Origin of the sequence: Candidatus Poriferisodalis sp. (assembly GCF_965208555.1) — a bacterium.
Lineage (GTDB): Bacteria > Actinomycetota > Acidimicrobiia > Acidimicrobiales > Poriferisodalaceae > Poriferisodalis.
Map to the genome: position 1 here is coordinate 2,366,800 of NZ_OZ242342.1, position 26,343 is coordinate 2,393,142.

General features: G+C 68.0%; 23 protein-coding genes. 11 read left to right on the forward strand and 12 right to left on the reverse strand.

Annotated features, from left to right (window positions below):
• Positions 1-18 precede the first annotated feature (18 nt).
• Together ACOGXE_RS10970 and ACOGXE_RS10975 are read right to left on the reverse strand one after the other, a co-directional pair.
• The gene (locus ACOGXE_RS10970) at positions 19-519 is read right to left on the reverse strand and encodes a hypothetical protein (RefSeq protein WP_419930950.1); all 501 of its coding nucleotides are present in this window, start codon (positions 517-519) and stop codon (positions 19-21) included.
• A 51-nt stretch (positions 520-570) separates the two neighbouring features.
• A complete protein-coding gene (locus ACOGXE_RS10975; protein ID WP_419930951.1) occupies positions 571-3,030 on the reverse strand; it encodes a CoA transferase in 2,460 nt (819 codons plus the stop codon).
• 105 nt (positions 3,031-3,135) lie between these two features.
• Between ACOGXE_RS10975 and ACOGXE_RS10980 the strand changes: the two genes are divergently transcribed.
• Both ACOGXE_RS10980 and ACOGXE_RS10985 read left to right on the forward strand, forming a co-directional pair.
• Positions 3,136-4,302 carry a thiolase domain-containing protein gene (locus tag ACOGXE_RS10980; RefSeq protein WP_419930952.1) on the forward strand — a complete coding sequence of 389 codons (1,167 nt, stop codon included), beginning with the start codon at positions 3,136-3,138 and terminating at the stop codon, positions 4,300-4,302.
• Positions 4,299-4,718, forward strand: coding sequence for a Zn-ribbon domain-containing OB-fold protein (locus tag ACOGXE_RS10985; RefSeq protein ID WP_419930953.1), 420 nt, complete (start codon positions 4,299-4,301; stop codon positions 4,716-4,718). Before ACOGXE_RS10980 ends, ACOGXE_RS10985 begins: the two co-directional genes overlap by 4 nt.
• Before the next feature lie 25 nt (positions 4,719-4,743).
• Here ACOGXE_RS10985 and dtd read toward each other — a convergent pair whose 3' ends face one another.
• Genes dtd through ACOGXE_RS11000 form a run of 3 tightly spaced genes read right to left on the reverse strand, consistent with a single transcriptional unit; the run spans position 4,744 to position 8,096 of the window.
• A complete protein-coding gene (gene dtd, locus ACOGXE_RS10990) occupies positions 4,744-5,181 on the reverse strand; it encodes a D-aminoacyl-tRNA deacylase (RefSeq protein ID WP_419930954.1) in 438 nt (145 codons plus the stop codon).
• A gap of 4 nt (positions 5,182-5,185) precedes the next feature.
• Positions 5,186-5,572, reverse strand: coding sequence for a RidA family protein (locus ACOGXE_RS10995; RefSeq protein WP_419930956.1), 387 nt, complete (start codon positions 5,570-5,572; stop codon positions 5,186-5,188).
• A 40-nt stretch (positions 5,573-5,612) separates the two neighbouring features.
• Positions 5,613-8,096: a CoA transferase gene (locus ACOGXE_RS11000; RefSeq protein ID WP_419930957.1), complete on the reverse strand. Its 2,484-nt coding sequence runs from the start codon at positions 8,094-8,096 to the stop codon at positions 5,613-5,615.
• A 172-nt stretch (positions 8,097-8,268) separates the two neighbouring features.
• Here ACOGXE_RS11000 and ACOGXE_RS11005 point away from each other — a divergent pair, with 172 nt between their 5' ends.
• The 4 genes from ACOGXE_RS11005 (at position 8,269) to ACOGXE_RS11020 (ending at position 12,406) form a co-directional block, all read left to right on the forward strand.
• On the forward strand, positions 8,269-10,068 hold the full coding sequence (locus ACOGXE_RS11005; protein WP_419930958.1) for an ABC transporter substrate-binding protein: 1,800 nt from the start codon (positions 8,269-8,271) through the stop codon (positions 10,066-10,068).
• A 78-nt stretch (positions 10,069-10,146) separates the two neighbouring features.
• A complete protein-coding gene (locus tag ACOGXE_RS11010; RefSeq protein WP_419930959.1) occupies positions 10,147-11,133 on the forward strand; it encodes an ABC transporter permease in 987 nt (328 codons plus the stop codon).
• Positions 11,120-12,046 (forward strand): ABC transporter permease, encoded by a 927-nt coding sequence (locus ACOGXE_RS11015; protein ID WP_419930960.1) that lies wholly within the window; start codon positions 11,120-11,122, stop codon positions 12,044-12,046. Before ACOGXE_RS11010 ends, ACOGXE_RS11015 begins: the two co-directional genes overlap by 14 nt.
• Before the next feature lie 81 nt (positions 12,047-12,127).
• The gene (locus tag ACOGXE_RS11020; RefSeq protein WP_419863753.1) at positions 12,128-12,406 is read left to right on the forward strand and encodes an HU family DNA-binding protein; all 279 of its coding nucleotides are present in this window, start codon (positions 12,128-12,130) and stop codon (positions 12,404-12,406) included.
• 8 nt (positions 12,407-12,414) lie between these two features.
• On the opposite strand, the gene ACOGXE_RS11025 is transcribed toward ACOGXE_RS11020, so the two are convergent.
• Entirely contained in the window at positions 12,415-13,611 is a 1,197-nt protein-coding gene (locus ACOGXE_RS11025) for an MFS transporter (protein ID WP_419930961.1), read from the reverse strand.
• 17 nt (positions 13,612-13,628) lie between these two features.
• A complete protein-coding gene (locus ACOGXE_RS11030) occupies positions 13,629-14,846 on the reverse strand; it encodes a cytochrome P450 (protein ID WP_419930962.1) in 1,218 nt (405 codons plus the stop codon).
• Between the two features lie 79 nt (positions 14,847-14,925).
• Here ACOGXE_RS11030 and ACOGXE_RS11035 point away from each other — a divergent pair, with 79 nt between their 5' ends.
• Genes ACOGXE_RS11035 through ACOGXE_RS11050 form a run of 4 tightly spaced genes read left to right on the forward strand, consistent with a single transcriptional unit; the run spans position 14,926 to position 18,982 of the window.
• Positions 14,926-15,663 carry a crotonase/enoyl-CoA hydratase family protein gene (locus ACOGXE_RS11035; protein WP_419930963.1) on the forward strand — a complete coding sequence of 246 codons (738 nt, stop codon included), beginning with the start codon at positions 14,926-14,928 and terminating at the stop codon, positions 15,661-15,663.
• Complete coding sequence (locus tag ACOGXE_RS11040) at positions 15,660-16,679, forward strand: quinone oxidoreductase family protein (RefSeq protein WP_419930964.1); 1,020 nt, start codon at positions 15,660-15,662, stop codon at positions 16,677-16,679. The genes ACOGXE_RS11035 and ACOGXE_RS11040 overlap by 4 nt, the downstream gene beginning before the upstream one ends.
• Before the next feature lie 11 nt (positions 16,680-16,690).
• Complete coding sequence (locus ACOGXE_RS11045; RefSeq protein ID WP_419930965.1) at positions 16,691-17,578, forward strand: amidohydrolase family protein; 888 nt, start codon at positions 16,691-16,693, stop codon at positions 17,576-17,578.
• Positions 17,579-17,596: 18 nt separating this feature from the next.
• Positions 17,597-18,982, forward strand: coding sequence for a DHA2 family efflux MFS transporter permease subunit (locus ACOGXE_RS11050; RefSeq protein ID WP_419930966.1), 1,386 nt, complete (start codon positions 17,597-17,599; stop codon positions 18,980-18,982).
• 54 nt (positions 18,983-19,036) lie between these two features.
• Here the strand turns inward: ACOGXE_RS11050 and ACOGXE_RS11055 are convergent, their stop codons facing one another.
• The 5 genes from ACOGXE_RS11055 to ACOGXE_RS11075 all read right to left on the reverse strand — a co-directional run bounded on the left by ACOGXE_RS11055 (position 19,037) and on the right by ACOGXE_RS11075 (position 25,165).
• Entirely contained in the window at positions 19,037-19,990 is a 954-nt protein-coding gene (locus ACOGXE_RS11055; RefSeq protein WP_419930967.1) for an ABC transporter substrate-binding protein, read from the reverse strand.
• Positions 19,956-20,264 (reverse strand): hypothetical protein, encoded by a 309-nt coding sequence (locus ACOGXE_RS11060; RefSeq protein ID WP_419930968.1) that lies wholly within the window; start codon positions 20,262-20,264, stop codon positions 19,956-19,958. The genes ACOGXE_RS11055 and ACOGXE_RS11060 overlap by 35 nt, the downstream gene beginning before the upstream one ends.
• A gap of 22 nt (positions 20,265-20,286) precedes the next feature.
• Complete coding sequence (locus ACOGXE_RS11065) at positions 20,287-22,239, reverse strand: PQQ-binding-like beta-propeller repeat protein (protein WP_419930969.1); 1,953 nt, start codon at positions 22,237-22,239, stop codon at positions 20,287-20,289.
• Entirely contained in the window at positions 22,236-23,975 is a 1,740-nt protein-coding gene (locus ACOGXE_RS11070) for a solute carrier family 23 protein (RefSeq protein WP_419930970.1), read from the reverse strand. The genes ACOGXE_RS11065 and ACOGXE_RS11070 overlap by 4 nt, the downstream gene beginning before the upstream one ends.
• Positions 23,976-24,091: 116 nt before the next feature.
• A complete protein-coding gene (locus tag ACOGXE_RS11075; protein ID WP_419930971.1) occupies positions 24,092-25,165 on the reverse strand; it encodes an alpha/beta hydrolase fold domain-containing protein in 1,074 nt (357 codons plus the stop codon).
• Positions 25,166-25,339: 174 nt separating this feature from the next.
• On the opposite strand from ACOGXE_RS11075, the gene ACOGXE_RS11080 reads away from it, so the two are divergent.
• Positions 25,340-26,302 carry a hypothetical protein gene (locus tag ACOGXE_RS11080; protein ID WP_419930972.1) on the forward strand — a complete coding sequence of 321 codons (963 nt, stop codon included), beginning with the start codon at positions 25,340-25,342 and terminating at the stop codon, positions 26,300-26,302.
• Positions 26,303-26,343: the final 41 nt, after the last annotated feature.

Genomic DNA, 26,343 nt, shown 5'->3' on the forward strand with positions numbered 1-26,343 from the left:
CGCGCTGGCAATCGACCGTCAGCCGGCAGCGATATCGGCGATGAGGGCCAGCACCACGTCGGAGGTTTCTCGATCCTGGGCGATGCGATCGTCGGTGTCGTAGGTGATCTTGCGGGCGATGCGCACGCCCGAGTCGCTGACCGCTGCGATGTGCGCCCGGTCTTCGCCGCGCCGGGGCGGATCGGTCACGAGCGCTGCCGTGCACGAGATGCCCGCCAGCGGCCACGGCTCGGTGCCTGGCTTGGGTGTCGAGACCAAATGCTGCGCCCGGGCCAGGCAACCGTCGGCCATCGCGAGCGCCGCCTCGTCGGACACGTGCGGCTCGAGTTCGGAGCCCATCAGCTCATACAGCGACCTGACCGAATAGGGGATCGACGCCTCGAGGATCGTGCGTGAGCCGCCGGGGATCGTCAGCAGATCACTGACTGCCAGCATCCCGCCGCCGGTGACCGCCAGCACAATCCGCAACGGCGAATCGTGGATCGCCCGGATCACCGCCAGCCGCTCATCAGATGTCATGCCGCAGTCCTCTCTTTGGTGCCGCCTGCTATGGACGGTGCGGGCGGCAGGTCAGCCGATGGCGCCGGCTACGGCGAGCTCGACGATGCGGTCGTCGTCGTAGCCGAGCACCTCTCGCAAGACGTGATCGTTGTGCTCGCCCAGGCTGGGGCCTGAACGGCTGATGGCATGGGGCGTCGCGCTGAGCTGCAAGCGCGGCGCCTCCACCACCATGCGGTCGTACAGCGGGTGTTCGACTTCCAGCCAATGGCCCCGGTGGTTCAGCTGCGGGTCGGCGAAGCAGCCCACGCTGTTCTGGTTTGCGTGCGAGGGGATGCCGGCCGCTTGCAGAGCAGCTTCTGCTTCGGCAGGAGTGCGTTGAGCCGCCCAGCCTCCGACGATGGCGTCGATCTCATCGACACGTCCAAGCCGCCCCGTCGCGTCCAGGCCGGCCAGCTCAGCAGGAACTGCATGGCCGTCCGCATCGAGCACCCTGCACAGCGATTCCCAGTGATGCTCGGTCTCGCAGACGATCGCGACCCATGGGTCGGGCGGTTCGAGGGGATTGTCGGGCTCGGCGTCGCCTGCGTCGCACGGGTACATGGCGTGGGGGCACATGAAGGCGTCCGCGTTGCCCATCCGTGTTGCTTCGTCGCCGTTCACGGTCTTCGCGAGCACCTCGGTCGCCAGGAAATGAATGGCGGCCTCGGCTTGCGCGAAGTCCAGGTGCTGGCCGCGGCCGTCGGGGTCGGCATCGCGTGCATCGAGCGCCGCCATGAGCAACGGCACCATGAACTGCGGCGTGACGTAGTCGGTGTAGGCCAGGAAGGGCCCTGCCGGAGGTCGGTCGGGCCAGCCGGTCATCTCGTAGTAGCCCGTGATGGCGCCGGCCAGGTTGCCGAACCCGGCGAACGTGGACAGCGGGCCGCTCTGGCCCATCAGGCTCGTGCTCAGCAGGATCAGGCCCGGATTCCGTTCGGCCAGCACGTCGTAGCCGATTCCCCACGCCTCAAGCGTCCCCGGCGTATAGGACTCGACGTAGATGTCGGCCCACTCGACTAGGTCGCAGAGCACCTCTCTGCCGGCCTCGGTGTTGAGATCCAGGGTCACGCCCTGCTTGCCGGCGTTCAGGGTGCCGAACTGGATGGAGGCGTCAGGCCCCATGTCCCCCCGCAAGCCGCCACCGGCCCCGCGGGCGGCGTCGAAGCGGGCCGGTCCTTCCACCTTGATGACCGTGGCGCCGAAGTCGGCGAGCAGCCGCGTCGTGAACGGTCCGGCGTACACCCAGGTCGTGTCGAGCACCTTGAGGCCTTCGAGAGGTCGTGGCGACGCTGGGTCGCCGCCGCCGTCCCGCAGTTCCTGTGCAGCGTCCAGCAGCGCCGAGCGCGGCGCAGCCTTCACTGCCTCGGTGTCGGCGCCGAGCGCGGGCGGCCCGCCGAGTGCACGCAGGGGCGTGCGGCTGGGCTGGCACCAGCGCCCGGGCGCGGTGACACTGCCCCATGCGGGGTCGTCCACCACGTCCCAGTAGCCCCGCAGCGAGAAGTGGTCGACGTTCACGAGCTCGGCAGGGGCGTAGACGGGTGCCAGCAGCACCTCCCGACGTTGCGCCTCGGCGAACAGGTCCGCACGCGTCATCGACGATGTCATGGCAGCGATGGCGGCTTTCGCGGCCTCCATCTGGGCGGGCGCTACCTCGGGATCGGTGAACAGGCGCATGCCGAAATCGACCCAGTCGAGCCCGGCCAGTTCGTCATCGCAGAAGCCCAGTTCATGAACCCACTCCATCAGCCGGGCGGTGAAGCGGCCGATGGTGTCGCCGAACAGCAGCGTGATGGAGACGAAGCCGTCCGCAGCGGCATACACGAACTGCAGATGGAAGTTCAGCAGCAGGATCCCACCAGATGTCCTGCGCGCCGACGGGTACGCATTCGCACTGTGGACAATGCCGGGAAAGGCCGTCTGCATCATCGCCTGCTGGGCGGAGATGTCGACGTGCTGGCCCCAACCGCTGCGGTCGCGCTGACGCAGTGCAAGGGCAGTGCCGACCGCCCCGTGCGAACCGGCGTGCAGCCAGCTCTGCGGCGCGGTGATGCGCAGCGGCGCCCGGTCGGTGTCGCCGGTGATGGCGGCGCTGCATGCCGCCGCTGCGATGGTGAGGTCCGACGCCGCCCAGCCGGCCTTCGGGCCGGTGCTGCCGAACGCGGTGACCGTGGTGTGCACGAGGCCCGGGTTGATCGCGCGCAGCTCGTCGTAGTCGAGACCCAGGCCAGGGTCGGGCGACTCGATCAGCGCATCGGCACCAGCGACGAGCTCCAGCAGTTCGTTGCGGTCCCCGATGACGCAGCTCTGCGCACCGCGGCGCTGCGCCCACCATTGCAGCGACGTGCCGTCAGGGCCGTGGCTGCGGTGACTGCGGCCCCGACCGTCTGGTCCTTCGACGAGGACCACCTCGGCGCCGAGCGAGCCCAGGATGGCGGAGCACATCGCGCCCCGGTGGTCGGTGAGATCGAGTATCCGGTACGGCTTCAGCATCGCCGTGACGCTAACGCTCGTCGGCAGGAGGAGCGGCGCACGAGGGATCGGGCCGGCCGATCCTGTTCCGGCACCGTCTTCGGACCTGCGACTAGGTTGCCGCCGGTGAGCATTCGAGGACGGGCCGTGATCGCGGGTGTGTACGAGCATCCAGGACGGGAGCTGCCCGACCGCACACTGCCCCAGATTCACGCCGAGGTGGCTGCCGGTGCGCTGGCTGACGCGGGCCTGACGCTGGCCGATGTCGACGCCTACTACTCCGCGGGCGACGCTCCCGGCTTCGGTGCGCTGTCGATGGCGGAGTACCTCGACCTCGACCTCACCTACATCGACGACACCGAGACCGGTGGTTCGGCCTACCTCGTGCACGTCCAGCACGCCGCGGCAGCCATCGCCGCAGGTCAGGTGAATGTGGCGCTGATCACGCTGGCCGGCAAGCCCCGCACCGGCGGCGCCGGGCCGGGCGGCAGCGCCCGGTTCAGCTCCGCCCCCGAGGCCTCGTTCGAGAACCAGTTCGGCATGTCGGTGCCCGGCGGCTACGCGCTGGCGGCGGCACGGCACATGCACGAGTTCGGCACCACCTCCGAGCAGCTTGCCGAAGTCAAGGTGGCGGCGTCGACTCACGCGCAGCACAACCCCCACGCCTTCCTGCAAGACGTCGTCACGGTGGACGAGGTGGTGTCCTCGCCGATGATCTCCGATCCGCTGCACCGGCTCGACTGCTGCGTGATCACCGACGGAGGCGGCGCTCTCGTGCTTGTCAGCGAAGCGGTGGCAGCATCGCTCGACCGTCACTGCGTGCCCGTGCTGGGCACAGGGACATCCATCAAGCACACCTCGGGCGGTCGCATCGATTTGACCCACACCGGCGCGACACGCTCAGGCCCGCTGGCATTCGCCGAAGCCGGCGTGACGCCTGTCGACATCGACTACGTGTCGATCTACGACAGCTTCACCATCACCGTCTTGATGACGCTCGAAGACCTCGGATTCTGCGCCAAGGGCGACGGTGGGCGCTTCGTGTCCGACGGCGCCTTGCAGTCGCCCGCAGGAGTGCTGCCGTTCAACACCGACGGCGGCGGCCTGTGCAACAACCATCCGGCCAACCGCGGCGGCATGACCAAGGTGGTCGAAGCCGTGCGCCAGCTGCGCGGCGAGGCGCACCCCGCCGTGCAGGTGCCCGACTGCGAATTGGCCCTGGCGCATGGCACGGGCGGCAGCCTCGCCACCCGCATGGGCAGCGCCACCCTCATCGTGGGAAGGTCGACATGAGCGAACCCGGAGCATTCGGTCTGCCCGTGCCGTCGCCGGCGGTGAACCTCGAAACGCAGCGGTACTGGGATGCCACCGCCGAGGGACGGCTCGAACTGCCCCGCTGCGACGACTGCGGCGACGTCGTGTGGTATCCGCGTGAACGCTGTGGCCCGCTCGGCAGCTCATCGGTGACGTGGTTCGAAGCCTCTGGACGAGGCACCGTCTACAGCTGCACGGTCACCCGGCGCATCGGGGGCTCATGGCGCGCCGCGACACCGTTTGTGCTGGCCTATGTCGAGCTCGAAGAGGGTCCACGCGTGCTCACCAACATCGTCGGCTGCGATCCCGAGACGGTTCACATCGGCCAAGCGGTGCAGGCCGTCTTCGACCGCACGCCTGACGGCCCGGCACTGCTGCGGTTCACTCCCGCCTGACAGCGTTCAGCAAGCTGAGCCGGAGTCAGACTTCGAGCATCAGGGTGACGGGTCCGTCGTTGGTGAGCTCGACCTTCATGTGAGCGCCGAATGACCCGGTGGCCACCGTGGCGCCGAGGCGGCGCAGCTCCGCCGCCACCTCGTCGATGAGCCTCGCGGCCTCATCCGGCGCTGCCGCGGCCACAAACGAGGGGCGCCGGCCCTTGCGGGTGTCGCCGTACAGCGTGAACTGGCTGACCACCAGCACCTCACCGCTGGTCTCGGCCACCGAGCGGTTCATCTGGCCGTTCTCGTCGGCGAAAACGCGCAGGTTCCAGATCTTGCCAGCCAACTTGCGCGCCGCGTCCACATCGTCGTCGTGCGTCGCACCCACCAGGCAGCACAGCCCAGGGCCGATCCCGCCGATCACCTCACCGCCGACGCTGACGCGGGCCTCGGCCGCCCGCTGCACCAGTGCCCGCACGCGCTCAGGGAATGATCGCGTCGACTTCGATCTCGATGACCAGGTCGGGATGGATCAGCGCAGACACCTCGACCAGTGTGGAGGCAGGACGGATCTCGCCGAATACCTCGCCGTGCGCACGGCTGAAGTCTCCTGCCGTCGAGATGTCGGTCACGAACGAGCGAGTCCGGACGACATCGCTCATCTGCGCGCCGGCCTCGCTCAGTGCTCGCTCAATGATCTCGAATGTCGCCATGGCCTGTGCGTAGCAATCGCCGGGATGCGCCACGCCGTCGGGACCCAGCGTGGTGCTGCCAGCAACTGCGACCCAGTCGCCGATCCGGACCGCTCGCGAATAGCCGGCGACAGCCTCCATCGGCCCGCCGCTCGAAATGTTCTGTCGTTCGCTCATGCCCACATTGTGGGCCGCGCCGGGGGCCTAATGCAGTCGCTCAGGTGAGGGCGCCGGCGATGACGAGCTCGGCGATCTTGTCGGCTTCGTAGCCGAGGATCCCTTCGAGCACCTCCATGTTGTGCTCCCCGAACATCGGGCCGCCCCACAGCGGCCGGCCGGGCGTGCGCGACAGCTCGAAGTTGCTGTTCTCGACCCAGGTGTGGCCGTGCTTGGCGTGCGGCACCGACAGGAAGTGTTCGCGGGAGACGATCTGCGGGTCGGCCATCAGATCTGCAGCGTCGCTGACTCGGTGGGCGGGCACGCCGCAGGCTTGGAGTGCCGCCTCGACCTCGGCTGCGTCGTGCGCCTCAGTCCACGCGGTGATCGCCGCGTCGATGGCGTCTGTCTGCGCTCGGCGGCATGCTGTGTCGAGTTCGGTCAGGCTCCCGTCCGAGCTGGCGCTCAGCAGGTCCAGCGCCTGTTCTAGGTCGGCGTTGCCGGCCGCAGCCTCGGCGAGCTGCGTCGCCAGTGCCGCCCAGTGCTCATCGGTCTCGCAGACGATCGCCACCCAGCGGTCGTCGCCGGCCGCCGGATACACGCTGTGGGGGCACATGTGGCGGTCGGCGTTGCCGTTCCGGCCGGCGGTGCGCCCGTTGATCTCCTCGTCGGCGAATTCGGTCGCTAGGAAGTGCAGCGCGCCCTCCATTTGGGCGAAATCGATGTGCTGGCCTCGCCCGGTGCGGTCCCGCTCGGCCAGCGCAGACAGAATCAGCATCACGCCCAGCTTCGGCGAGATGTAGTCGGTGTAGGCGGTGAACGGACCCGCCGGGATGCGGTCGGGCCAGCCGGTCACCGGATAGAAGCCGGCGATGGCCGCCGCCATGGTGCCGAAGCCGGCATACAGGCGCATCGGCCCGGTCTGGCCCATCAGGCAGCTCGAGAACATGACGAGCTCGGGATTCACCTCGCGCAGCACGTCGTAGGTGAGACCCCAGTTCGACATTGCTTTGGGCGAGAACGACTCGGTGAGCACGTCGCACCATGCGACAAGGTCGAGTACCACCTCTCGCGCCTCAGGCAGCGACAGGTCGAGCGTCAGGTCCATCTTCCCGGCGTTGATCGAGTGGAACTGCAGGGCGTTCTCCTGCCCGCCTTCCTCGCCGATGAACGGGTGGACGCCGCGCAGCACGTCTGGTTTCAGCTCGCTCTCGACCTTCACGACGGTGGCGCCGTAGTCGGCAAGCGTGCGTGTGGCGCCCGGCCCCGCCAGCGCCCACATGAAGTCGAGGACCTTGACGTCGTCGAGCGGGCGTTCCATCGAGCGACCCGTGGCGGCGATCTGGGCGCGAGGGCGGGACGTGATGCCGGTGCCTGCAGGGCCGCTGTCGCCGAGGTACAGCTCGGTGTGCTCGCCCAGTCTCGGCGCGACGGGCAGGACCGGCAGCGGGCCGGCCGTGGTCTTGGCCAGCGATCCGCACAGGCGCACTGGCGCGGGACCGCCGGCACGGGGCACGTCGACCTGCTCCCAGTAGTCGCGTACTTCCAGTTGCTCGAGAGCGAGCACATCTGCTGTCGTCGTGATGGGTGCGATGAGCAGGTTGTCGGTCAGTGCACGTTCCAGCAGCTCGGCCTTGGTCTTGGTGGCCACGAATGACGTCAAGGCCTTGATGGCTTGATCGAAAGTGTCCATCGACTCGCGGCCCTCCACGATGGCCATGCCGAAGTCCACCCAGTCCTTGTCGCGCAACTCGGGTTCGCAGAAACCTTCCTCGCAGGCCCACGCCAGGATCCTGCTGGTGAACGGGGCGATCATGGGTCCGAACAGGAAGGTGACGGTCACGTGGCCGTCGGCGCACTCGTACACCCAAGGGATCAGGAAGCCTCCGAGGTCGACCGCTCCGGGGAGCCGAACCGGCACGTCGCCGCCGGTCAGCACCGTCATCATCTGGAATTGCGTGCAGTCCACGAACGACTGCTGGGCTGAGGTGTCCACGTGCTGGCCCAGCCCTGAGGTCTGCTGTTCGTGCAGGGCCATGAGCACCGCGCCTGCCGTGTCCACCGCAGCGTTGTGCCACGTCTGCGGCGAGCCGATTCGCACGGGTGCCCGGTCACGGTCGCCGGTCAGCGACATCGTGCCGCTGGAGGCGGCGATGGTGAGATCGGTGGCGGCCCAGGCTGTCTTGGGGCCGGTCTCCCCGAATGGCGTGATGGACGCGGTCACCAGCGCCGGGTCGGCGTCGCGCAGCGCATCGAGGTCGACGTCGAACGCGCCGCACGAGATCACCGCATCACAGCCGGCTGCTAACTCGGCAATTTGGCCCGGTTTCTCGATGACCACCGAGTGCTTTCCCCGGTTGTAGACGAGGAACTCGATGGCACGCTCCGGATCGGCCACATCGTCGACGTACGGGCCCCGGTGCCGGGTGCGATGCCCGCCAGGCGGCTCGCAGAGCACCACCTCGGCACCGAGCTGGGCCAGCAGCAAGCCGGCGAGGTGGCCCCGGTCGTCGGTCAGATCCAGTATCCGGTACCCATCCAGCACGTTGAAGCTCCCCCCAGGTGTCGAAGATGGGCCGGCAGGGCCCGCCGAGTCCGGCAAACTCTGCCAGAAGCGCTCGCATTATGCGTGCGATGCGCGGCGGGTCGGCTGCATCCCTTCCTTCTTGTTGGCTGAATCACATCGCGCCCGAGTGCCAGAGCGTTACTTTGACGGCATGACGATGCTTCAGACACAAGCGCGGCTGTTCCTGGTCCCGGCGGGACTGCGGCGGGTTAGCGGCTGGCGCATCGGAGCTGTCGCCATCGCAGCAACGCTGCTGCTTGCTGCATGCAGCAGCGACACGTCGACCGACGAGCCCGCGGCCGCATCCGCAACCGAGGAGCCAGCCGCCGCACCTGGAGCCACCGATGCCCTCGACGATGCTGCGGCCCCGAGCGGCGGCACGCTCGTGCTGGCCGTCGAGCAGTGGCCCGAGTGCGTCAACCCCGTCACATCGTGCGCGAACGCCACCTGGACGATCTGGTCGGTGCTGATCCACTACCTGCCGAGGCTCATGGAGCTCGACCAGACGAACACCTACGTGGCGTCGTCGCTGCTGGTCGAGGAACCGACGGTTGCGAACGGCGGCCTCGTCACCGCAGACGACGGCACGTTCACGCTCACGTACCGCCTGAATCCCGACGCGACCTGGAGCGACGGCACGCCCATCACCAGCACCGACGTCTGGTTCAGCTGGCGCGCCGGGCTCGACACCACCGGCACGCTCAGCACGATCGGTCTCGATCTCATCACCGACATCGACCACTCCGATCCCCACACGGCGGTCATCACGTTCAGCGAGCCGTACGCACCCTGGCCGACGCTGTTCGGCGGCCTGCTGCCGGCGCACGAGCTGGGCCCGGACACCGACATCGCCGACAAGTGGAACGACGAGATCACCGTCTCGGGCGGGCCGTGGATCCAGGAGGAATGGAACCAGGAGCAGCACATCTTGGTACCCAACCGCTCCTACTGGGACGCCGAGCGCATCCCGCTGGTGGACCGGGTGGTGATGGTGCCCCGCGAGGACACCGACTCGGAGCTCCTGGCCCTGCAGACCGGCGAGGCCATGGCTGCATTTCCCCAGCCGTTCCCTGGGGCACGGCAGCGCATCACCGGTGATCTGGCCTACAAGGTCGCCGAGGGCACCTACATGGAAGGCCTCTGGATCAATCAGAACGCGCCCGATCGGCGCTTCGACATGACGCGCAACGTCCGCCAGGCCGTCGCCTACGCACTCGACCGCGAACGCATCGCCGAGATCGCGCTGGGCACGATCACTGCTGACCCGCCGGTCCTGCAGTGCACGGGATGGAACCCCGGGTTCGGTCCTTGGTGCCAGGACGACTTCGCGCGTTACACCCAGGATGCGGCCAAGGTCGCAGAGCTGCTCGAGGCCGAGGGCTGGACCCGGCCCGACCCCGAGGGGCTGTGGGTGAACGCCGAGGGCGAGGAGCTGGTGCTGGCATGGAACACCGTCGCCGGCAACAACCGGCGCGAGGACGTGCAAGCGCTGGTGGTGGACATGACGGCTCCGCTGGGCATCGGCTGGGAGATCATCAACTATGACCCCGGTGAGCTGTTCCAGAACCGGCTGCCGGCGCTGAACTACGGACCGGTGGCGCTGTTCGCGAACAGCACCAATCCCGATCCTTCCGTGGCCAATCTCTACGACATCGACGGCATTCCCACCGAAGAGAACGAGTACACGGGTCAGAACTTCACGGCCTACCGCAATCAGCAGGCCAGCGACTTGGCGTTCGCCATCGACGCCGAGGTGGACCCGGACGCCCGTCTCGAGCTGGTCCACGAGCTGAGCGAGATCCTGGCCGCCGATGTGCCGTGGATCCCGCTGTACATGCTGCCCAACATGATCATCTGGGACACCACTGCGGTCTCAGGTCCCGGCGCGTACGTGTCGAGTCCCTACGGCGGGTTCTTCGACATCTTCGACTGGACGGTCCACCCGAATTGAACGCCCGACTGAACGCTCGTTGCGTGAGAACGCCCCAAGCGAACGACTAGCCGGCGAGCGGCTGGCAGGCTCTCGACCGTGACGCGCTACGTCCTGCGCCGCATTGCGACGATGGCGCCGATCCTGCTGGCCATCTCGATCGCTGTATTCTGGGCAGCGAATCGGATCGCCAGGCCGGGGGGCGACCTGGCCATCAATCCCAGAGTCAGCCCGGCGGACCGGGCCGACTATTTCGAATCGCTGGGGCTCAACGATCCGTTCTTCTTGCGCTACCTGAGTTGGCTGGGCGACTTCGTACGGGGCGATCTGGGCACGTCGCTCGTCCGCAACGGATCCGACGTCTGGCCGTTCGTGCGCACGGCGCTCGCCAACACGCTGGTGCTGGTCAGCCTGGCGGTTGTGCTCTCGCTGGCGGCGGGAATCACGATCGGCGCGATCTCGGCCATTCGCCGCGGCTCGTTCATCGACTACTTGGCCACCACCGTCTCGTTCTTGGGCATTTCGATCCCGGTGTTCTGGCTCGGCCTGATGCTGCAGCTCTTCTTCGGGCTGTACCTGGCGAATTGGCTGGGCATCACGCCACCGTTGCTGCCGACTGCAGGGCTCTACTCGCCGGGCCAGCAGGGCTTCGATCTGGTGGATCGCCTGCGGCATCTGGTGCTGCCGGCCATGACGCTGTCGCTCCAGCTCATCGCGGTCTACAGCCGTTACATGCGGGCGAGCCTGCTCGATGTCATGAGCTCGGATCACATCCGGGCCGCCCGTGGCAGGGGCTTGCGGGAGCGCACCGTGGTGGTCCGCCACGGCGTGCGCAACGCGCTGATCCCGGTGACGACGCAGGCCGCAGTCGACATGGGGCAGCTCGTGGGCGGGCTCATCGTGACCGAGCTGGTGTTCCAGTACCCGGGCATGGGCCGGCTGTTCGTCGATGCCATGACCGGGGGCGACTACCCCATGCTGCTGGCGACCACCATGATCGTCGCCGCCGCGGTGATGTTGTTGAATCTGGCCGCCGATCTGTTCTACGGCGTGCTCGACCCGAGGATCCGTCGTGGCAGCCGCTGAGACGCCCGTCGTCGAACGGCCGGCGGTGCTCGTCTGGCGCAGGTTCTCCCATCGCCGCGTCGCGCTGGTGTCGCTGGCGGTGCTCGTGGGCATTGCGCTGGCGACAGTCGGTGCCGAGCTGCTGGCGCCGTACCCGCAGGGCCGCACGCACGCCACCGATGTGCTCGCCGATCCGGGTCGCGACTACCTGCTGGGCACTGACACCTTGGGCCGGGACACGCTGAGCCAGATGCTGTACGCCGGCCGGGTCACCCTCGCGGTCGGCGTGTCGGTGGCGCTGCTGGCCACCTTCGGCGGGACGCTGATCGGCATGGTCGCGGGCTACGTGGGCGGTGCTGTCGACGCAGCGCTGATGCGGCTGACCGACACGCTGCTCGCCTTGCCTGGCTTGATGGTGGTGATGCTGGGCGCCCGGATGCTGGGCGACGGCATCTTCGACGTGGTGCTGGTGCTGTCGCTGCTGGGCTGGATGGCGGTGGCCCGGATCATCCGGGGCAAGGTGCTGTCGCTGCGCGAGCAGGAATTCGTCGCTGCGGCACGGGCGATGGGCGCGGGCCCTGGGCGAGTCATGTTCCGTCACCTGCTGCCGAATCTGGTGGGGGAGATGGCCGTGGCGGTCTCGCTTGCGACGGCGGGCGCCATCCTGGCCGAGTCGGTGCTCAGCTTCCTGGGGTTCGGCGTCAGCGCAGCTCACACGCCCACCTGGGGGAACATGCTCGGCGGCAACGAGGGCTTCATGACGGTTGCGCCGTGGCTGGTGATCTCGCCGGGCATCGCCATCGTCGTCACGGTCTTGGCCGTCAATTTCGTCGGCGACGGTCTGCGCGACGCCTTCGATGTGCGCAGCGACGGGCATGAGCGACAGCCCCGCCGAGCATCGCCGAGGGGTGCAAGCGCCGGAACGCCCCGATAGACAGCGGGCCGCAATTCCACCACTTCAGGGCTTTGGTGTGCTGAGGTGGTGCCCCGAATCGTTTCAGAGAGGAACTGGACTGTGGCGAACAAGGCAGAGACCATCAAGGCAGTAGCCGGCGAAGCCGGCGTGACTGCGAGCGACGCGGAGCGGACGCTGTCAGCATTCTTCGATCTCGTTGCGGCCGAAGTGAAGGCCGGCGGCAAGGTGACCTGGCCGGGATTCGGCTCCTTCTCCATGTCTGAGCGTGGTGCCCGCATGGGCCGCAACCCCCAGACCGGCGAGTCCATTCAGATCGGTCCGAGCCGTTCGCTGAAGCTGGCAACTGCTGCTGCCATGAAGAAGCAGCTGATGGCCTGAGCTGACGCTCAGCTCAGCGGCGCCGACCGCGGCGCCACTCCATCCCCCCGGCGCATCGTCGCCATGCAGACGCACGATGTGAGGGCAAGTGCGGCGATGACCGTATAGGTCGCGTTGAAGCTGCCCGTCCTGTCGGCGAGCCAGCCGCTCGCGGCCGGTCCGATGACCGACGCGGGGCCGTAGAACATCGTCATCGAGCCCAGCACGGCGGCGAACGTGCGGTCCGAGACGTGATCGCTCACGAATGTCGCGGTGAGCGACGGGTATGAGAACGACGCCGCGCCGAAGACCACCACGGCGATGATGATCACAGCGCCGGGAGCACGCGTCGTCAGGACAGCCGCGGCACCGGCGCTCAAGGCCATGACCGTGGCCATGGTTGCGGGCCGCCCGATCCGGTCGCTGAGCCGTCCGAAGGCCAGCGCCCCCACGATCGAGCCGGCACCCATCCACGAGAACATGAGTGTCGCAGCCGTCCGGCTGAAATCGTGATCGCCCTCCAGCGCTCTCCCCAGGAAGTTGGCGAACGAGGACGTCATGTAGGCGAACGCCATGTACGCCACAACGGCACGCTTCCACCCGTGAATCCGGAACAGCTCCCCGAACCCGACTGCACCGGCCACCCGCTCGGTGCGTCGAGCGCGGACAAACGCTGACAGCGCCGCCAGCAGCACGACCGAGAGCACAGCCTGAGCCATCCAGATAGGCCGCCAGATCCCGTCATCGCCTGCCACGCTGCGCAGCGCAGTTGTCGCGAACGGCACACCGATGAGCGCGGCACCCATGGTGGCGGTGAGCGTGCCCAGCGCAGCGCCGCGGCGACTCGCCGGCACGCCTTCGCTGGCAATCACCGGTGCCGTGAGCCAGATGCCGCCCCCGCCGAGGCCGGCCAGCGCAGTCCCGATCACCACGGCTGCTGGACTGGACGCCGTGCCGATCACTCCCAGGCCCACGGTGGAGGTGATGATGCCGACCCGCAGCAAGGTGAACGGCTCGATTCGACCGGCAGTGAACGTCACGATGATCACGCCGGTGAAGTAGGCGCCCATGTTGGCCGAGCCGAGCGCGCCGATCAGCGTGTCGCTGAGCTCGAGATCGTCGGCCATGGCGGGCACCAGCACTCCGACCGTGGCCCGGCCGAAGACGTGCGACACGACGCCAGAGAGGGCAACAAGCACCACCCGCCCCCATCGCACCCGTTCCATGTGTGGCGTAGGTCGGGTCAGTGCCCCGGCGTGAACCTGATGGGCAGTGTCGACGGCCCCCAGATGCCGTTGGACACCGGCTTCCATTCCACGTCGCCGTCGAGACGCAGGTCTGGCATTCGCTTCGCGACGGCCTTGAGCGCCTCCTGCAGCTCGGCCCGTGCCAGGAAGGCGCCGAGGCAGTAGTGAATGCCGCTGCCGAACGTCATGTGCGGAGCGCTCGACCGGCGCGTGATGTCGAAGCGCAGCGGCTGGTCGAACTGCGATTCGTCATGGTTGGCGGCGGTGAAGCTGGGGAAGATCAGCGTGCTGGCCGGGAACTCGATGTCGCGGTACACGAGGCTCTCGCTGGCGTAGCGGGCGGTGCCCCGGATGGCGCCGAAGTGCCGCATGACCTCTTCGGCAGCCTGCGGCGCGAGCGACGGCTCGTCGCGCAGCAGCCTGAGCTGGTCTGGGCAGCGGGCGAACAGTTCGACCGCACAGGCGAGCTGATTGCGCGTGGTGTCCGTGCCGGCGAGCAGCACAGCGTTGGCCAGCGACTGCATCTCCTCGGTGGTCAGCCGGTCGCCTGCTTCCTCTGCAGCGATCAGGTCCGAGAGCAAGTCGTCGCGAGGCTCGGCGCGCCGCTCGGCGATGAGCTTGGACATGTACTCGCCCATCTCGTCCTGTGCGGCCATGATCGTGAGCAGGTCTCGTGCCAGGTTGCCGTTGAACACCCGGAAGATGTCGGTGGCGAGGCGACTGAACAGCTCCCAGTCGTCGCGGGGAGCGCCCAGCAGCTCGCAGATGATCGGGATCGGGTACGGCTCGCAGACTTCAGTGACGAAGTCGCCGTGCCCGCGGGCGCACAGCGGATCGAGCAGCTCATTGATGACCTCGGCCATGAACGGGCGCAGCCGCTCGGCCGCTTTGGGCGTGAATGCCGGCCCGACCAGCCGGCGCAGCCGCTGGTGCTCGTCGCCTTCCATGCCCAGGATGTTCTGCCCGCTGCGACGGTTCCATTCGGCGTCGTCGACTCCCTGCATCTGGGCGATGAGGCCGATGGCGCTGAACCAGCGCTTGTCGCGCAGCATGGCGGTCACGTCTGCGTGACGGGTGATGACGTAGCCCAGCGGTGTGCGGGCGATCCAGGTACGCGCAGCCAGTTCGGTCAGTGCAGCCCGGCGCTCTTCCTCGCTGCCGTCGGCGTCGAGGCCGATCTCAGGCATCTCCACGTCGGCCACCGTCACAGTCATGGCCGCACCCTAACCACCCCGGCTTGGGCGCCCGCCCTGGCCCGGGCAGGCCCGCAGGCGCGGTCGTAGCATTCGGGCGATGAGCGCTTCCGCAGAATCGAATGACGGCCCCATGGGTGACGGCACCGTCTCGGCAGAGCGGCACGGCGAGGTGCTGCTGGTCGAGGTTGACGACGGCAAGGCCAACGCCTTCTCTGTGCCGATGCTGGCAGCGCTCGATGCGCAGATCGACACTGCCGAAGCTGACGACGACATCAAAGCGGTCGTGATCGCGGGCAACGACCGGGCGTTCTTCGCCGGATTCGACCTCAACGTGATCCGCGGCGGCGATCGGGCGGCCATGACCGAATTGGTGACCGCGGGCGGCGCGATGGTGCGTCGGGCATACGGGTCATCGGTGCCGGTGGTGGCGGCCTGCACCGGTCATGCGGTCGCGGCGGGGGCCTTGCTGCTGCTCGGCTGCGATCACCGTGTCGGGCCCGATGCGCCGGTCAAGATCGGTCTGAACGAGGTGGCCATCGCGCTGACGCTGCCGGACTGGGCCATGACCATCGCCAAGGAGCGGCTGTCGCGCCGCCACCTGCAGCGCTGCGTTGCCAACGCCCGCCTGCTGGACGGCAGCGGAGCGGTGGAGGCCGGCTACCTCGACGAAGCCGTCAGCGCCGACGCGGTGGTGGACAGGGCGCTGGAGGTGGCCGCAGAGCTGGCGGAGACGCTCGACGCTCGCGCCTACGCCGGCACGGTGCGAGCCTTGCGGGGCGATGTGCTCGCCGCAATGGATGCATCGGTCGAGCGCGACAGGGGGACTCGGCGATGAAAGCAATCGTCTTCGACGAGCACGGCGACATCGATGTGCTGTCGTACCGCGATATCGACACGCCCGAGCTGCAACCCGGTGAAGTTCGGATAGCGGTGCGGGCCTGCTCGCTCAACTACCACGACGTGTTCACGCGCCGGGGCATGCCCGGCATCAAGGTGCCGCTGCCGGGCATCCCAGGCTGTGACGCGGCCGGTCAGGTCGCCGAGCTGGGGCCGGGCGTGGAGGGCTGGTCGGTCGGGGACCGGGTGCTGGCGGACCCGGTGCACTGGGACCGCGACACCGGCAAGATCTTCATGATCGGCGACACCCTGTGGGGCGCGTATGCCGAGTACGTCACGGTGCGCGACAGCCAGCTGATTTCGCTTCCCGATGACGTCTCCTACGCCGACGCTGCGTGCCTGCCGGTGGCGTACGGGACCGCGCACCGGATGATGATCACCCGGGGGGAGGTCGGCCCCGACGACTCGGTGCTGATCCTGGGTGCCAGCGGGGGAGTGGGCACCAGCGCGCTGCTGATCTCCAAGATGCGGGGAGCCAAGGTGATTGCCGCTGCGGGTACCGACGAGAAATGCCAGCGCCTCGCCGCGCTCGGCGCCGACGAGACCATCAACTACTCCGAGGTGGACATCGCCCGCTACTGCCGCGAGCAGACCGGCGGCCTGTTCGCTGGGGGCGGTTACGACGTCGTGGTGAACTTCACCGGCGGCGACACTTGGGCGAAATCGCTGCGCTGCGTGCGCCAGCGGGGCCGGGTGCTCACCTGCGGGGCGACTGCGGGCTACGACCCGCCGACCGACCTGCGGTTCATCTGGACTGCGGAGATGGACATCCGCGGTTCCAACGGCTGGCAGCGGAGCGACCTCGACGAGCTCTTGCGGTTGGTCCAGACAGGTGACCTGGTGCCGGTCATCGACTCAGAGGTGCCGCTGCCCGACGGCGTGGAGGCACACCGGGCGATGGAGGAGCGCCGCTTCTTCGGCAAGATCGTCATCACTGCCGACGCGCCCGTCTGAGCAGCGCTGCCGTGGCCCGCGACGGGAGCTCTCCGGCTGGAGGCGGCGACAGCGACAGCGATGACATCAGCGTCATCGACTTCCGGTTCCGGCCCATCGGGGCGCGCAGCTGGACGCCCGAGACCACCTACCACTACCTCGAACGGATGGGGCTCGAGCCGTGCCCCAGCTTCGTGCAGCAGTCCCGTGAGCTGATGTTCGCCGAGATGGACGAGGCCGGGATCTCGCTGGGCGTCATCGGCGTGCCGGGGCCGACGGGCATCCGCGGGCTGGACCCCACCGGCTCGGCTGAGATCCGCCAAATCGTCTCGGCGCACCCGGACCGCTTCGTGGGGTTCGGGTCGGTCGAGCCAAGTGATGTCGACGCTGCTGTCGTAGCTGTCGGCGAGCTGACGGCACAGGGCATGCGTGGCGTGACGGTCGACCCGTCCACGGCGCAGATCAGCCGCAGGTTCGGTGATCGGGCGCTGTACCCGATCTACGAGGAGGCGCAGCGCCTCGGCCTCATCGTGTCCACCACGATGAGCTGTTTGCTGGGTCCGTATCAGGACGACTGCCGCCCCGAGTACGTCGACCGCGTCGCCACCGACTTTCCCGGTCTCACCGTGTCCATTCAGCACGGCGGCTGGCCGTATGTGCGCGAGGCGCTCGGCGTGGCGTACAAGCAGCCCAACGTCGTGATCGTGCCGGGCCAGTACGTCCACTACGGCTTTCCCGGCTCCGAGGACTACGTGACGGCTCTGGCCCGCCAGTTGCCCGACCAGATCCTGTTCGGCAGCGTCTATCCCAACTGCGGTCCGCTCATCGACTTGCGCCGCATCGTCGCTGGGTGGGAGCTGCCGCCGGACATCGAGCGCAAGTACCTGCGCGACAACGCCGCCCGCGTCCTGGGCCTCTGAGCGCTTCGTGAGTTGGCCATGAGCACAGACGCCACGACGCCCCCGTCGACGGCGTACCGGACGCTGTTCGTCACGTCGCTCGTGGGCTTCATGGTGGCGCTCGAGATCACCGTCATCGCCTTGGCCCGCGACGAGATTGCCCAGGCATTCCCGGGCGCATCGGCGGCAACGCTGTCGTGGGTCATCACTGCCTACAACATCGGTGTCGCATCGGTGCTGTTGCCGGCCGGGTGGATGGCGGACCGGTTCGGCCGCCGCAGGATCTTCCTGTGGGGGCTGGGGATCTTCGCTGCTGGTTCGCTGCTCGCAGGACTCGCCCTCTCGGCCGAATTGCTCATCGCGGCGCGCGTCGTGCAGTCGCTGGGCGGGGCGCTGCAGTTTCCTGCGGGCTTGGCGCTGCTGCTGACGGCGTTCCCCATCGAGCGTCGCCAGATGGCGATCGGCGTCTGGGGCGGCATGGGCGGGTTGGCAGCGGCGCTGGGTCCCTCGGTGGGCGGGCTGCTGGTGGATGCTCTGGGCTGGCGCTCGGTCTTCCTGATCAGCGTGCCGGTGGCGGTGCTGGCGCTGCTGCTCGGTCCGACCTGGCTGGCCGAGAGCAGGGGCGACGGTGTGGCGCGCCGTGTGGACCTCGTGGGCGTGCCGCTTGCCTCGATCGGCGTCGGTGCCTTCGTGCTGGCGATCGTCCAAGTGTCCGACTGGGGATGGAACACCCCGGGGACCATCGTTGCGACAGCCACGGGTGTCGTGCTCGTGGGCTCGTTCATCGCGCGCTCCCGCCGTCACCCGGCGCCGCTGTTCGACCTCGGCTTGTTCCGGCTGCGCAGCTATCTCGTCGGCAATCTGGGAGCAGTCGTCTTCGCGACCGGCTTCTTCTCCTGGCTGATCGTGCTGCCTGAGTTCCTGCAACGAGCTTGGGGCTGGTCGGTGCTCAAATCGGGATTCGCCATGGCACCGGGGCCGATGGTGTCCTCGATGCTCGCGCCGGTGGCCGGCCGGCTGGCGGATCGGTTCGGGACGCGCCCGCTGCTGGTCACCGGCGGGCTGTTCGGCGTGACAGCGACGCTGCTGCACCTGGCGTGGACCGGCACCGAACCCGACTACGTCATGGGCATGCTGATTCCGGGACTTGCCGTCGGCCTGTGCGCGGCGTGCGGCTTCGCGCCGTTGGTCGGCGCAGCGATGCGCGACGTCCCGCCGCCCCGGTATGCGATGGCCGGAGCCGGCCGCACCACCATCTTCCAGCTCTCGATCGCACTCGGCGTCGCCGCGGCGATCGGCATCGTCGGCCGCCCCACCTCGCCCGATGAGTTCCTCAGCGGGATGCGCTGGGTGTGGGTGCTGTCTCTCGCCCTGTTCGCCGCGCAAGCCCTGCTCTTCGCGACCGCCTACCCCCGCCGAGACTGAGCTCTCTCGACCTCGACCGCCACGATGTCGATTCCCGAGTATCTCGGGTTGTGCTCATTCGCACTCGCCGACTCGGAGTGCTTTGCAGGGGTCTCGCACTTGGGGATAGGTGCGGACAACCTTGACCGTGGGGCGCGGGTTTCCCGGCACGACTTCGTGTACGTGCTGGTCGTGGATGATGTCCCGAGTCTCGGGGTCGATGGTGATGGAGCCGCGCGGGCTCTCGAACGACCATCCGGCGAGCGCTTCCATCGTGCCCTCGGCGGTCACGTTGCCGTCCTGTGCTGTGATCGCGTGGGCGATGGCGGCCATGCCGTCCCAGCCCCCGACGGCCATGAAACCCGGTGTGGTGTCGGGCCCGTAGGCCTGTCTCCATGCCGCCACGAAGGCGCGGTTGGCGGGGGTGTCGTAGTCGGCGGAGTAGTGGTGCATGCTCATGAGGCCGACCGCCTCGTCACCGATCTGCTGAAGCCGGGCGATCTGGGTGAGCGCACCGGGCCCGAGCAGCTTGATCCCTCGGCTTCTCATGCCCGTTTCGACATACGCCTCCAAGAGGGCGGCGTTGTGAGCGCCGGCCGGCACGAACACCCACAAGCAGTCCGGATCGGCGTCGATGACACGTCGCAAGAACGGGACGAAGTCCGGCACCTCGCCTGGGCCGCCCATCGGCACGTCTGCGACAAGCATGCCGCCTGCTGCTTCGAGGCCAGTCGAGAATGCGAGGCCGCTGTCGACCCCCGGCGAGTAGTCGCTGTAGCCGATGGCCCCCCGGTTACAACCGAGCTCGTCATGGGCGTAACGCCCCATCGGGAAGGCCGCGTGCCAGGTGGAGAACGAGACGCGGGCGATGTAGGGCGACAGCAACGGGATATGCGCCGAGGACGCGTTCATGACGACCGCCGGCACCCTGGCCTCGGTCACCAGCGGCGCGCTCGCTATGGCATTCGGGGAGAAGACGAACCCGGCGAGGATGTCAACCCCCCCCCCCCCCGGGATCGAGCAGCGCACGCAGCGCGGCTGGCACTGCCTCGCCGTCCGGGCGCTTCAGATCGGCCTTGACGAGTTCGACGGCATGGCCCCCGAATGCGCCTGGGTTCTGCTCGATGAACAGCTCGATGCCCCGCTCGACCTCGGTGCCGAGCGCCGCCCCGACCCCGGAATAGGTCACCGCGACGCCCACCCTGACGGTCTTCGCGCCGTCGACTCGTGTTGCAGCGACAACGGCAGCGATGACCGACAACGTCGCTGCAGCGCAGACGATCAGGAGCCAGCGGCGTCTCATGCAGCTCGCCTCCGACTCGGTCTCACTGTTGGGGCAGCGCGAAAGCGACGAGTGCGGTGTTTGCGCCGCGGCCGGTGGCGATGACGACGAATTGCCGCCCTGATTGGGTGGTGTAGGTCATCGGGTTCGCGCTGGTCGGGAACGGCGTTGCGCCTCGCCAGAGTTCGTCGCCCGTGCCACTGTCGAATGCGTAGAGGTACGGCTCGCCGCCGCCCACGAAGACCAGTCCGCCCCCGGTTGCCAGCGGCCCGGGATTGCCCACGGTGCCCAGCCGTTCTGGCAGGTCGACGCCGCGCAGCAGCGGGTGGCTGCGGATCTCGTCGCTGCCTTCCCCGAAGGGCACCTTCCATGCGATCTCGCCCTCGTCGAGGTCGATCGCCACCAGGTGCGCCCACGGCGGCTTCGTGAGCGGGATCGGGCCCAGTCCGCTGTCGGGTGATTCGACCGCGCCCGGTCCGCCGGCCTCGGCGAACATGACGCGAATGGCGCCGTAAGGGCAGTTGTTGCTGTAGGCGACGTCAACGCGCGGGTCGTCACCTCGGTTCTCGCAGACTTGGTTGGTGTCGGCGTCCTCCGACGTCCGCACGTACAGCGTCCCGGTCTCGGGGTCGAACGCTGCTCCTCCCCAGTTCGCGCCGCCGCTGCCGCCCGGGCGCTGCAGCGTCCCCTGCAGGCTCGGCGGGGTGAACAGCGGACCTAGCCGGAACCGCTGCATCTCGGCCACCGCGAGCGCGTGAATCTCCGGCGTCAGGTCGTTCGCGTCGTCCAGCGTTGCGCCCTGGTGAGCGAAGGGCGGGGGCTTCGATGGGAACGGCTGGGTGGGATGCAGCTCTTCGCCGGGGACATCGGTGAAGGTGTCAACGGCGCGCTCGGTGATCGGCCACACCGGCTCGCCGGACACCCGGTCGAACACATAGGTGAATCCCTGCTTGGAGACCTGTGCCACGGCGTCGATCTCGTGCCCGTCCACGGTGATCGTCACCAGGTTCGGTGCGGCAGAGAGGTCGTAGTCCCACACCCCGTGATGCACTGTCTGGAAGTGCCACTGCCGTTCGCCGGTGCGCGCATCGAGCGCCACCAGCGACTCGGCGAACAGGTTCGCCCCCTTGCGCCGGCCGCCCCAGTAGTCGCTGCTCGGCGTGCTCGTCGGCACGTACAGCAGTCCTCGCTCGGCATCGAGCGACATCAGCCCCCACACGTTGGCGTGACCGGTGTAGCGCCAGGACTCGTCTTCCCAGGTGTCCGCCCCATAGGCGTCGCTCGACTGCGGGACGGTGAAGAACACCCAGCGCCGTTCGCCCGTGCGGACGTCGAATGCCTGCACTGTGCCGGGCGGGTCGAACTCGCGCTGGACCCCATCGGGCACCCGGCTGCCGACAATCACCAGGTCTTCGAAGACCACCGGCGGAGACGTCTGGTCGAACTCGAAGCGGGTGACCTCGCGGCCGTGCCCCTCGGTGAGCACGATGCTGCCGCCGTTGCCGAATGCGGCGTCCAGTTCGCCGGTGGCGGCGTCGATCGCGTAGAGCCGGTCGCGGCTGTTGAGGAAGATGCGCTGGTCGTCCCCGTCGCTCCAGTAGGCGACGCCGCGGTGCTTGAAGCCGGTCGGCCCTGCGCCGACCGGCCCGCCCTCGTAGGCCCTCGGGTCGAACGCCCATAGCTCGGCACCCGTCTCCGCGTCGAGCGCGACCACCCGCGTGTACATCGTGGACAAGTAGAGAACGCCTTCGACCACGATCGGGGTGGCCTGGAAGGGACCCGGTCGGGTGTCGTATTCCGCAAGGGGCGTCTCGTTCGGCTCCCACGTCCAGACGATCCCCAAGTCGCCGACATTGGCGGCGGTGATCTCGTCGGCAGTCGAGTACTTGGTGTGTGCCTGATCAGAACCCACGAACGGCCAGCCGGTTGCCGGCGGTTCCTGCGCGCATGCGACTGCGCCCAGAACCAAAGTGGAGGCGACAAGCAGGGTCTTCACGGTGCCCGCTCGACCTCGACGGTCACGATGTCGATGCCCGAATACTTCCGGTGGCGCACCGTCGAGGCGAAATGACGCAGCAGGCGGAGCGAGATCGTGTGCTCTTCGGATGCGGGCGCACGTTCGCTCACAAAGGTGAGCCGGTCTTCGAGATTCTGCGCATCCGCTGAGGTGCGCAACTGCAGTTCGATGCTGGTCGCTGAGGGCCTCGCGACGACGACGAGCCGTGACCGAGACCGGTCCTCGTCGGACTCGCTTTCCTCCATGAGGCTCACCAGCGATTCCTCGCCGACCAGCCTGAGCCGATTCGCCGCGGCCTCCTCCCAGCCGGAACTGGCTGCGATCTCCGCCAAGAACCCGTCGACCTGAGGCAGCGCCTCGGCGTTCAACGCAGTCTCGAGGCGCCGGCGCCTTCGACCGCTCGACTCGATGAAGGCCGTCAGCAAGATCGCGATCAGCGTGCCGACCATCATGCCGTTGCTGAGCAGCGTCCCCCAGGCACCGCCGATGATGGCGCCGATCGCGTCGGAGGCCTGCAATCCCACGCCGACAGCGATGGCGACTCCGATCACCACCGCTTTCTGAGGTTGGAGGCCGTCCTGCATCACCGAGCGGAGCCCCTCCACGAACAGCAGCCCCATGATGATGAGCAAGTAACCCGAGGCGACCGCGCTGGGAACGGTGAGCAGGACGGCAGTCAGCTTCGGTGTCAGCACCAGAGCGATGAGGATGGCGCCGATGCAGTACCCGACTCTGCGGGACGCCACACCGGTGAACTGCGCGAACGAGATCGATGTCGCGTCCATGGTTCCGATGGACAGCGTTCCTGCCAGCCCGCCGACGAGCGAGCCCACGCCCACGGTGTTGACCGTGCCCTGCACCAGGCGGTAGTCGGCTGCGCCCGGGTTCCGTCGTGAGACCCGCTGGATCACGACGCCGGTGGTCATCGCCTTGATGGTGACGGCCAGCGAGACGACCACAAACAGCGGCAGCAGCGCCCAGAAGTCAGCCCCTGGGGTCAGGTCGAGTCCGGGGAACTCGGGCTGGGGCACCGCAAGCCAAGCAGCGCTGCCGATGCCTGCTGGGTCATACAGCCCGAACAGCACGGCGACGATGGCCGCAACGACAATGGCGATGATCGGCGACCACAGCCGGAGCAGCCCCTTGGCGCGCAGCGCCAGCACTGCCGCCACCAACACCGCGATGAGCGCGACCACCGGCGCCGCGATGTCAGGGGCGTTCTCGGTGGTCGTTCCCACACGCTCGACAACGACCTGCATGACACCGATCGCGATCAGCATGACGACGACACCAGAAACTGTCGGCGTAATGAGCCGGCTCAGACGATGCAGCCATTTGGCCAGCGCGAGCTGGAACACGGCAGTGACGACCACCAAGGACGCCAGCGTCTGCGGCCCGGCACTGTTCACGGCCAGGATCGCAACAGCGAGGTAGCTCGGCGAGGTGGCCATCAGCACGTTGTGGCCCCCGCCGACTGGTCCGAGGCGGGCTGCTGAAACCACGGTCGCGAGGCCGCATACCAGGATGGCTGCGATCACTGCCCACGTCGCGTGACGGGCGCTCAGATTCGTCGATTGCACGAACAGCGACATGGTCAGCACCGTCGGCGCCAGGGCGATGACGACGCCCTGGATGCCCATTCCCAGCGACAGCGCTATGGAGCACTTCTCGTCCGGTTCGTAGGCGATCCCCTCGCCCGGCGCTAGTGCGGCCACCGAGATTGAATCGCCGGGTTTGCGACCCCCCCCCCCCCGGAGTCCTGCAACGTCAGCCCGGTGACATCCGCGGCCGAGCGCGCGTCAGTCACCGGCGGGTGCGACTTGCCCATCCGCTATACCGAGTAGGCGAAGTCTCGCAGTGCGGCAGCGGTCGCTGAGTACACCTCGGGCATGGCCGTGCGGAAGATGACATCGCCTGCGTGGCAGGTGCCGTTGATCGTTCGGGCCTGCGCGCTGTTTCCGGCCGCGAGCAGCTTGTGGTAGTAGGCGAGGCCCTCATCGCGCAGCGGGTCCAGCTCATTCACCGAGATGACGTGCGGCGGCAGACCGGCCAGATCGTCGGCGGTGGCGTGCAGCGGCCAGGCCAGCGGGCTGTTCCGGTCGGGTCCGGCTAGGTCGTACGCCTTGGCGATGCCTCCCATGTTCTCGCAGTCCAGGAAGTACTGGTTGTTCTCGGTCAACGACGGAAGACTCGCAGGCGGGTTGGCATAGGCCCCCGAGATATAGGGACACTGCGCGAACACGCCGTCGATGATGTCGAGATACCCCTCTCGCTTGGCCTTCAGCGTGGTGGCCAGCGACAAGTTTCCGCCGCCTGACTCGCCGGACACCGTGATCGTCGAAATGCCGAGGGTGTCCTTGTTGGCAGCCACCCACTGCAGTCCCGAGGCGCAGTCGTTGAGACCGGCTGGAAACGGGTGCTTGCCGAGCTTGCCGCCGCCGTTGCGGAACTCCACGCCCACCGCGACGAGCCCTCGCGACGCCAGTTCGTTCCGCCACGCGACGTACGACATGCCCGCCGCCGACAGCAGCACCATGCCGCCGCCGTGAATGTGGTACACGCACGGCATTGGGCCGTCGGCCTCCGCCGGGCGGTGGATGAACAGCGTGATGTCGTTGTCGTCGACCCCGCTGATGACCTCGGTGCTCGCCTCCACGCCGTCGGGGGGCGTCAGATCGGCGAAGAGGGCGTCGAAGAGCATCTCGAAGCCCGGCTCGGCCTCATCGACCCAGGCGTACAGCTCCTCCATTGACGAGTCCGCGGTGGCTGTCGCAGGCTCGCCGTGCCCGTCGAGACCCATTGCCGCCAGAACCGCCACCATGCGCGGATCAGCGCGCGGATCGGTGCCGAGCGTCATGTCCGGATCGCCGAGCCGTCCCGGCCGGTGTACGTCTGCTGCAGCCATGATGATTCCTTCCGTCCGCCGGACGCTCCCATGCCGTCCCGTCGCGCCGCCGACAGTAGCCCCACCGCGCGACACCGGGAGAAGGGCGCCCGATGCCCAGGCGCTGCTGTCGGCCGGGGGTCGCTGCGTTTGGCGTCGGTGTAGCGATGTAGTTGTTCTTATTACTATGACGAAATGACCGATCATCCCTTCGACAACGAATTCGTCATCACCCGCGAACAGAAGGAGCAGTTCTCGCGCGACGGCTTCGTCAAGCTCGAAGGATTCCTGAACCCCAGCGTGGTCGACGTGCTGCTCGATCAGGTCGACGCCGAATCGAGCCGCGGCGCCGGCGACGCTCCCGCGCCCAAGCCAGGCCGCCGGTTCGCCAACATGCAGCACTTCTTGGCGACCGACAAGAAGGAAGTCTTCGGATTGATCCAGCGTCCCTACTTCCAGCGGGGCTTGACTGAGCTGGCAGGACGCGACCTGTTTCTCACCTACGACCTGTCCTTCGAAATCGAGCAGAGCGTCGACCGGGGGCTGCCGTGGCACGCCGGCGTGTCGACGTTCGGGCTCCACTTCGCCGAGGACTTCGGGTGCACGCTCTGGGCCCCGCTGCACCCCATCGATTCGAACGGGCAGCGCGGCGGCATCGCCTGCGTTCCGCTCCATGTGCTGTCAGCCGAATTCGTCCACACGACGGACTTGGCACTCGTCGAGGTGATCAGGGCCAGGGAGCGGGCCGGGAGACAGACGAGCCCGCAGGACTACCGTGATCTCAGGAACGAGATACTGAATTCCCCGGTGATGGACGAGCTCTGTGATGTCCACATGGTCGAATACGACTTTGCTCCCGGCGATGCGCTCCTGTTCACCAAGAACGTCGTACACCGCAGCATCGTGCTCGGCCCCGGCGAACTGCCGCGTCGCGCTGCGTACGCGATGCGTTTCATCGACGCGTCGTCGCGCTACGACCTGAACCGCGCACAGACCCTCCATTTCCCCAGCGAGCAGTACGGGGAGGGACTGTTCCCCTACCGGCAGATCACGAGCGACTACGTCGAGATCGGCAAAGCCGGCGCGAAGGACGGCGATCTCGTCGCGCAATGCGCCTACTTCAGCGACCGCGACCTCAGGATGGTCGTGGGTGCATGAGTTCTGATCGCAGAATCGGCTGGTAGCGCCTGACGGCCTTG

What these genes read in the sequence shown, in the direction of transcription:
- ACOGXE_RS10970 (WP_419930950.1), bottom strand. Translation starts at nt 519, where the DNA reads ATGACATCTGATGAGCGGCTGGCGGTGATCCGGGCGATCCACGATTCG.
- ACOGXE_RS10975 (WP_419930951.1), bottom strand. Translation starts at nt 3,030, where the DNA reads ATGCTGAAGCCGTACCGGATACTCGATCTCACCGACCACCGGGGCGCG.
- ACOGXE_RS10985 (WP_419930953.1), top strand. Translation starts at nt 4,299, where the DNA reads ATGAGCGAACCCGGAGCATTCGGTCTGCCCGTGCCGTCGCCGGCGGTG.
- ACOGXE_RS10995 (WP_419930956.1), bottom strand. Translation starts at nt 5,572, where the DNA reads ATGAGCGAACGACAGAACATTTCGAGCGGCGGGCCGATGGAGGCTGTC.
- ACOGXE_RS11005 (WP_419930958.1), top strand. Translation starts at nt 8,269, where the DNA reads ATGACGATGCTTCAGACACAAGCGCGGCTGTTCCTGGTCCCGGCGGGA.
- ACOGXE_RS11025 (WP_419930961.1), bottom strand. Translation starts at nt 13,611, where the DNA reads ATGGAACGGGTGCGATGGGGGCGGGTGGTGCTTGTTGCCCTCTCTGGC.
- ACOGXE_RS11030 (WP_419930962.1), bottom strand. Translation starts at nt 14,846, where the DNA reads ATGACTGTGACGGTGGCCGACGTGGAGATGCCTGAGATCGGCCTCGAC.
- ACOGXE_RS11035 (WP_419930963.1), top strand. Translation starts at nt 14,926, where the DNA reads ATGAGCGCTTCCGCAGAATCGAATGACGGCCCCATGGGTGACGGCACC.
- ACOGXE_RS11040 (WP_419930964.1), top strand. Translation starts at nt 15,660, where the DNA reads ATGAAAGCAATCGTCTTCGACGAGCACGGCGACATCGATGTGCTGTCG.
- ACOGXE_RS11050 (WP_419930966.1), top strand. Translation starts at nt 17,597, where the DNA reads ATGAGCACAGACGCCACGACGCCCCCGTCGACGGCGTACCGGACGCTG.
- ACOGXE_RS11060 (WP_419930968.1), bottom strand. Translation starts at nt 20,264, where the DNA reads ATGAGACGCCGCTGGCTCCTGATCGTCTGCGCTGCAGCGACGTTGTCG.
- ACOGXE_RS11075 (WP_419930971.1), bottom strand. Translation starts at nt 25,165, where the DNA reads ATGGCTGCAGCAGACGTACACCGGCCGGGACGGCTCGGCGATCCGGAC.
- ACOGXE_RS11080 (WP_419930972.1), top strand. Translation starts at nt 25,340, where the DNA reads ATGACCGATCATCCCTTCGACAACGAATTCGTCATCACCCGCGAACAG.